Genomic DNA, 6,641 nt, shown 5'->3' on the forward strand with positions numbered 1-6,641 from the left:
TCTTTATCTGCTCTGGCCTGAATCTAGCGAAAATCCGCTGGTGACGCCAAGGGTTTATGCGGTGATACTGCGCACCCGTTGCGACAACCACTCAAGATCGGGGTCATGCAGCCCGATCTCGGCCAGATGTTCGGCAGTGTTGTACAGATACTCGGTGTTCGGACCGCGCCCGCCAACCGCATGGGCGATGATCTGGGCCTGTTCTTCCAGCGGGATGCCCCCGCAATACTGCACGTGGCCTTCGTCAATCACATAGGTCACGGCTGTGACGACCTCGCCATTGTCCAGATGCACGTCCAGCATCCGTTCCACATAAGCAGATGAGATCAGCTCACGCTCGCGCAATTCGTGCAGGGTGCGGTCTTCGTGCCCGACCTCAACGGCCAGCGCCAGCCCCTTGCAGTGGGCATCGGGTTGCTCGTCCAATGCCAGAACAAGGCCGGGTTTCTCTTCTGTGCCGCGATGGTGGATCGAGCTCATGCAGAAGGATCGGGCATATCCGTGCAGCGTCGCAAGCTCGCTTCGGGCCACGGGGAAACCGGGGTTCCACAGCAGCGATCCATATCCGAAAACCCACATTGTCATTGCACTGGTCCTTGCCTGTTTCGACCTATAAACATCAATTCCGAGGCAGGAAAAAGGGCCGAAGCTCATGCGCCGTCTGATACGAGTGTTCATTTTTGCAGCCATCGCATGGAGCGCCTATTGGTTCATCGCCGGATATGGCCTGCGCAACGCGATCACAGGCTGGTTTGACGCCCAGCAATCCCGCGGGTGGCAGGCCGAGTTTTCGGATGTCGAAACAGCGGGATTTCCAACGCATCACATCACGCGGCTGAACAGCCCGGCCCTGGCCGATCCCGCCACCGGAACCGCGTGGAGCGCGGACTGGATCGAATTCCAAAGCCCCGCGATCTGGCCGGGGCGGCAGATTTTGCGCTTTGCCGACACACCCCAGCGCCTGTCCTATTTCGACCAGACCGCAACCATTGAGGCGCAAGAGCTTCAGGCCCAGTTACAACTGCAACCCGGTGTCGCGCTGGTGCTTGAGAAGATGGCGCTGACGGCCGGACCCTGGCTGATCTCGGAAGACGGCGAGGCGCTGGCCGGCGGCGACACACTTGGCCTTGTGATGGAGCAGACGGCGACCCCCGAAGCCTATGCAATCACCGCGCAGATCGACGGGTTCGCCCCGGGGGACGATCTGCGGGCGCTGATGCAGTCGGCCACTTCGCTGCCGCAGCGGTTCGAGACGCTGGAACTGGACATGGTAACCACATTCGACAAGCCATGGGACCGGACCGCGCTGGAAGAAAGCCGCCCTCAGCCCGTGGCCATTGACCTGAATCTGGCCGAAATCAAATGGGGAGAGCTTCGGTTATTTGCAGCAGGTGAGTTGGATGTGGACCCCCAAGGCATTCCAACCGGCGAAATCGCCATCAAGGCCGAGAACTGGCGCGACATGATCGCCATGGCAAACGCGGCGGGGGCCCTGCCCGATCAGGCGGTCGATCCGGTCACCCGTGCGCTCAACTTTCTGGCAGGGCTGGGCGGCAACCCGAATGCGCTGGATCTGCAACTGAATTTCCGCGACGGGTTTGTTGCGCTGGGGCCCCTGCCCTTGGGCCCGGCCCCACGCCTGATCCTGCGTTAGCGGCAGAATGGACCACGGCGATAGCGCGCCGTGTCCAGATGGAAATGATCACGGTGGTACCGGTCAGAATTCGGCCCCAGAACCGTTCCAAAAGGCCCACACGCCCCGCGCCAGACCTTTTTAAGTTGTTTCTGCGAGGGGTTCTTGCGCCAGCCATCGTAGACGGTGACAACCTCACCATCCGCCATAACGAAACCCGAAATATCGATGGCGCGGCCTTTGCCATGTTCAGAGATACGCGCGCCTTTGCGATTGTTCCGCGTCCGGCAGGCATAATGGGCAGCGACCTGCAACTGCACCACCGGTCCGCGCCGCTTGAACGTGGGCTTGACCGATTTATCCACCCACTTGTTCAACGCAATCGCCGTTCCGCAATCCATCGTTGATGGACGGCTGAGCGCAACGCCCGACACCGAGGTAATCTGCACCGCATCCTTGATCCCGCAGGCACTGACCTTGCTGCTCACGCGCCCGACGGGTTTGCCCTGAATCGCAATATCCCCACAAACCGAGCCTTTGCGCAGCTTACGTCGCTTGAACAGAATGGCTTGCTCCAGCGACTCGGGCCGCAGGTAAGGCATCAGGGATGTATCCGGGCCCAGCAACGGCAAATCCGACGGGCGCGCGGCGGCTGCAGTAACCTGCGGTGACACGGGGCGCAATTCGGGGCGCATTTTGGGGATGCTCAGCGGGGTTGCCGCGCGGCTGGAGGCCGCGACCAATTCGACGCTGTTCGAAGTGCTATTGGGACGCGCAACGGGAAACAATGACTGTTCCGGGGGCTTTGCCTGCGCGGCAACGGCCCAAAGCGCCGCCATACAGAACAGGATATGCCCCCGGACACGTGTCACGAACTGACCTTTCCCCGGCCAAAGTCCGGCGCGTCCGTGTCCTGACCCGCATCGATAATCCCGCGCCGGATCGCACGTGTGCGGGTGAAATAGTCGAACAGATGATCCCCGTCCCCGGTGCGGATGGCGCGTTGCAGGGCAAACAGTTCCTCGGTGAAGCGCCCAAGGATTTCCAGCGTTGCATCCTTGTTGGTTAGGAAAACATCACGCCACATGGTCGGGTCGGATGCGGCAATCCGGGTGAAATCCCGGAAACCCGCCGCCGAGTATTTGATAACCTCACTATCCGTCACCCGACGCAGATCATCTGCCACACCCACCATCGTATAAGCGATCAGATGTGGCGCATGGGACGTCACGGCCAGCACCAGATCGTGGTGATCAGCGTCCATCTCATCAACGTTGGACCCCATGCCTTCCCATAAGGCCCGCAAACGCGCGATGGCATCGGGGTCCGAGCCCTCGACCGGCACCAGCAAGCACCAACGGTTGTCGTAAAGCTCCGCAAACCCCGCTTCCGGGCCGGAATGCTCGGTCCCGGCCAGCGGGTGGGCGGGGATGAAATGCACGCCTTCGGGAATATGCGGCGACACCGCCTGAATGACGTGGCGCTTGACGGAGCCCACATCCGTCACCGTCGCGCCCGGCTTCAGAACCGGCGCGATATCTTGGGCAACTGCGCCCATAGCCCCAACCGGAACACACAGCACGACCAGATCGGCCCCTTCGACCGCCTCTTGCGCGGTGTCACACACGCGGTCGCACAACCCGATCCGGCGGGCCGTTTCCCGCGTGGCCTCCGAGCGCGCATAGCCCGTCACCTCACCCGCAAGCCCGGCGCGTTTGATCGCCCAGAACATGGATGAGGCGATCAGGCCCAGCCCGATCAGCGCCACACGGTCGTATATCTGGCTCATGCAGCGCCCCCTTTAAACGCAGTGACGGCTGCAACCACGCGGCGGCAGGCCTCTTCATCGCCGACGGTGATCCGCAGCGCGTTGGGCAGGTTGTAGCCTGCAACGCGGCGCACAATCAAACCCTGCGTTTTGAGATAGTCGTCACATGCCTCGGCCTCGGCTTGATCCGCAAAGCGCGCAAGTATGAAATTGGTGCAGGACGGGTCCGAGGGTACGCCGACCTTGGCCAGTTCATCTGCCAGCCAAACCCGAAGCCGCGCGTTCTCGGTCTGGCAGAAGGACAGGAATTCAACATCGTTCACCGCCGCCTTTGCCGCAGCCAGAGCCGTCAGCGACAGGTTGAAGGGCTGGCGCACCCGGTTCAGCACATCGATGATCGGCTGATGGGCATAGCCCCAACCCACGCGCATGCCGCCCAGACCGTACACCTTTGAAAAGGTCCGGGTCATAATCACATTCTCATGGGCGTCCACCAGCCCGGCGCCGCCATCGAACCCATCGACAAACTCGGCATAGGCCCCATCGATAACCATCAGGCAGGTTTCGGGCAGTGCGCTGGCCAGACGGTCCAGCTCGGCCTCGGGGATCATGGTCGAGGTCGGATTGCCCGGGTTGGTCACAAAGACGATCCGCGTCTGCCCGGTCACTGCGGCCAGAATGCTATCGACATCCACATGGCGGTCGCGCTCAGCCACCATAACCGGTGTGGCCCCGGCCATACGCGCAATGATCGGGTACATCGAGAATCCATGTTCGGTATAGATCACCTCATCCCCCGGCCCCGCATAGGCCTGAGCGATGAATTGCAGCACCTCGTCACTGCCAACACCGCAAATGATCCGCGCCGGGTCCAGCCCGTGCCGCGCGCCAATAGCAAAGCGCAGACTGGCATGATCGGTGCTGGGATAACGATGCAAGGTCGCGGCGCTATCGCGCACAGCTTCAATCGCCTTGGGGCTGGGTCCAAACGGGTTCTCATTGGAACTCAGCTTGATCACATGCTCGACCCCCGCCACATGCGACTGGCCGCCCTGATATAGCGCGATGTCCATTATGCCGGGTTGCGGGGTGATCGTGGTCATTGAGAGGCTCCGTTAACTCGGCCCCTCATACCTGTCTCAACGGATTGAGAAAAGCGGCAATTCCCTCATGCGGCCTTGAAGCGCGCGGTTGCCGGGTCGGCGTTGTAATAGGGCGCGAATTCCTCGGTCCGGCGGGACAGGTCATTGACACTGTCGATGATGAACTGAACCGTTTCCTCGCTCATCAGATACGAGAAGTTCAGCCGTACCCAACCGGGTTTTTTCATTTCCTCACCCGCAGACAGCGCTGCGTGCAATTCGTCTGACGTCGCCCGGTCGATGCCCAGCAGCCGGTGCGCATAGGGCCCCGCGCAGGCACAGCCGCCACGGGCCTGAATGCCATAAATGTCGCTCAGCATACGCGTGAACAGCTGCTGATGCACCGGCTGTCCCGCATTATCCCGCACAAGGAACGAGTAGATCGGTAGACGATGCGCCGACTCTGTCCCAAGCAAAGTCAGGTTCGGATTGTCCTGCCAGCCGTCCAGGGCCATGCGGTTATACAGCGCCTCGCGCCGCGCAATTTCATCGGTTCCCACCACGTCCTTGACGACAAAGGCCAGCGCGGCGCGGATATCCCCGATCACATTCGGCGTTCCCGCCTCTTCGCGCGTGGCAAGATCGGCGCTGTAGTCATGCCGCCAGGGTGAAACGAAACTGACCGTCCCGCCACCGGGCCAGCTGGGGCTGGTGCGCTGCACCGCCTGCCCGTTCACGATCAGCACACCCGACGCGCCCGGCCCACCCGGAAACTTGTGCGGAGAGACCACGATCGCATCCTTGCGCGCATCCTCTGGCCCCATATCCATGGGCAGATACGGCCCGCCACCGGCATAATCCCACACCGCCAACGCCCCGTGGCGCTTCAGCAACCGCGTGACCGGATCGGGATCCGTGATAATCCCCGTCACATTGGATGCCGCTGAAAACGACCCGATCACGAGATCCGCATCCGCATGGCGCAGCAAAGCGCCTTCCAGCGCACCCATATCAACCCCGCCATCCGCGGCTTCGGGAATCTCAACCACCAATGCCTTGCTTTCACGCCACGGCAGGATGTTCGAGTGATGCTCATACGGCCCGATGAAAACAACCGGCCGGTCGGCCTCCTCCACTCCAAGAAGGCTGACCAGCCGGTTCAAACCCGCAGTGGCTCCGGACCCGGCAAAGATCACCGCGTCGTCTCCCCTCGCACCAACAATGCGGGCAATTTCAGCACGCGCCTCATGGCGAAGCCGCGTCATGTAAGACCCACAGAAAGAGGCCTCGGTATGGCTGTTGGCATAGAACGGCAGAACATGCTCGGCCACAAAATCCTCAACCTGCCGCAATGCGCGGCCCGAGGCGACGTAATCCGCATAAACCAGCGGTACGTCCCCGTGCAGACCCGGGATCAGAACGTTCTCTCCGATCAGCCCATCGCGCAGCTTGGAATTGCGAGTGGTGGATTGGATTTCTGCGCGAAACTTGGACAAGGTCATTACACCGGCTCCTTACTGTGATACCAATGTGATTGAGCCGAAACGCGAAATCTTCACCATTTTTTGCGTACCATTCGTATTTTTTGTGTCATATGATCAGATATGACCGCAAAACTAGATCAAATTGATATTCGCATCCTGCAAGCGCTGCAAAAAGATGCCACCCTGTCCCAGCGCGAACTGGCAGATCAGGTCGGCCTGTCGCAAAACGCCTGCTGGCGACGGCTGAAGGCGCTGAACGAAGACGGCGTCCTGCTCGGCTCCACCGCCCGGATCGCACGCGAAAAACTGGGGCTCAGCCTGGTGGTATTCGTCATGCTGCGCACGCGCCACCATTCGGCGGATTGGCTACAAGCCTTTCGCCGCCACGTGCTCACCATCCCCGAAGTGGTGGATTTTCACCGCATCGGCGGCGACTACGATTACCAGCTCAAAGTCGTCACGCAGGACATGGCATCCTACGACAAGGTCTACCAACGCCTGATCGAAAAGGTCGAGCTGGACAGTGTAACCTCATATTTCGCGATGGAGGCCATCGCCGAAGCCCGCCCCCTGCCCCTCTGATCCGCTCTTCTTCTGTTCGAAAATACCTCGGGGGAATCGCGGCCTGCCGCGATGGGGGCAGCACCCCCTTCCAACAAAAAAGGGCCGCGCTG

The 6,641-nt window shown here is 61.1% G+C and carries 7 protein-coding genes; 2 read left to right on the forward strand and 5 right to left on the reverse strand.

The genetic code is table 11. From position 1 onward, the window contains the following. Nucleotides 1–54: 54 nt before the first annotated feature. Complete coding sequence (locus ACR0LW_RS20720; RefSeq protein ID WP_170631946.1) at nt 55–585, reverse strand: gamma-glutamylcyclotransferase; 531 nt, start codon at nt 583–585, stop codon at nt 55–57. A 67-nt stretch (nt 586–652) separates the two neighbouring features. Between ACR0LW_RS20720 and ACR0LW_RS20725 the strand changes: the two genes are divergently transcribed. Further along, nucleotides 653–1,654 carry a DUF2125 domain-containing protein gene (locus tag ACR0LW_RS20725; RefSeq protein WP_480884294.1) on the forward strand — a complete coding sequence of 334 codons (1,002 nt, stop codon included), beginning with the start codon at nt 653–655 and terminating at the stop codon, nt 1,652–1,654. On the opposite strand, the gene ACR0LW_RS20730 is transcribed toward ACR0LW_RS20725, so the two are convergent. The 4 genes from ACR0LW_RS20730 to ACR0LW_RS20745 all read right to left on the reverse strand — a co-directional run bounded on the left by ACR0LW_RS20730 (nt 1,651) and on the right by ACR0LW_RS20745 (nt 5,985). Then, nucleotides 1,651–2,472 carry an extensin family protein gene (locus ACR0LW_RS20730; RefSeq protein ID WP_170453147.1) on the reverse strand — a complete coding sequence of 274 codons (822 nt, stop codon included), beginning with the start codon at nt 2,470–2,472 and terminating at the stop codon, nt 1,651–1,653. The two genes, ACR0LW_RS20725 and ACR0LW_RS20730, sit on opposite strands and share 4 nt — an antisense overlap. 29 nt (nt 2,473–2,501) lie before the next feature. Further along, nucleotides 2,502–3,422 carry a prephenate/arogenate dehydrogenase family protein gene (locus tag ACR0LW_RS20735; protein WP_170622826.1) on the reverse strand — a complete coding sequence of 307 codons (921 nt, stop codon included), beginning with the start codon at nt 3,420–3,422 and terminating at the stop codon, nt 2,502–2,504. Then, complete coding sequence (gene hisC, locus ACR0LW_RS20740; RefSeq protein WP_480884296.1) at nt 3,419–4,504, reverse strand: histidinol-phosphate transaminase; 1,086 nt, start codon at nt 4,502–4,504, stop codon at nt 3,419–3,421. Before hisC ends, ACR0LW_RS20735 begins: the two co-directional genes overlap by 4 nt. A gap of 65 nt (nt 4,505–4,569) precedes the next feature. After that, nucleotides 4,570–5,985 (reverse strand): aminotransferase class V-fold PLP-dependent enzyme, encoded by a 1,416-nt coding sequence (locus tag ACR0LW_RS20745; RefSeq protein ID WP_170631938.1) that lies wholly within the window; start codon nt 5,983–5,985, stop codon nt 4,570–4,572. Nucleotides 5,986–6,087: 102 nt separating this feature from the next. On the opposite strand from ACR0LW_RS20745, the gene ACR0LW_RS20750 reads away from it, so the two are divergent. Beyond that, nucleotides 6,088–6,549, forward strand: coding sequence for an Lrp/AsnC family transcriptional regulator (locus ACR0LW_RS20750; protein WP_170631936.1), 462 nt, complete (start codon nt 6,088–6,090; stop codon nt 6,547–6,549). The last annotated feature ends 92 nt before the right edge of the window (nt 6,550–6,641 follow it).

The sequence above is a fragment of the Ruegeria sp. N4 genome, assembly GCF_056531425.1.

Bases quoted from the DNA above. Each gene is read 5' to 3' on its own strand.
- ACR0LW_RS20725 (WP_480884294.1), top strand. From the start codon at position 653: ATGCGCCGTCTGATACGAGTGTTCATTTTTGCAGCCATCGCATGGAGC.
- ACR0LW_RS20720 (WP_170631946.1), bottom strand. From the start codon at position 585: ATGACAATGTGGGTTTTCGGATATGGATCGCTGCTGTGGAACCCCGGT.
- ACR0LW_RS20735 (WP_170622826.1), bottom strand. From the start codon at position 3,422: ATGAGCCAGATATACGACCGTGTGGCGCTGATCGGGCTGGGCCTGATC.
- ACR0LW_RS20730 (WP_170453147.1), bottom strand. From the start codon at position 2,472: ATGGCGGCGCTTTGGGCCGTTGCCGCGCAGGCAAAGCCCCCGGAACAG.
- ACR0LW_RS20745 (WP_170631938.1), bottom strand. From the start codon at position 5,985: ATGACCTTGTCCAAGTTTCGCGCAGAAATCCAATCCACCACTCGCAAT.
- hisC (WP_480884296.1), bottom strand. From the start codon at position 4,504: ATGACCACGATCACCCCGCAACCCGGCATAATGGACATCGCGCTATAT.
- ACR0LW_RS20750 (WP_170631936.1), top strand. From the start codon at position 6,088: ATGACCGCAAAACTAGATCAAATTGATATTCGCATCCTGCAAGCGCTG.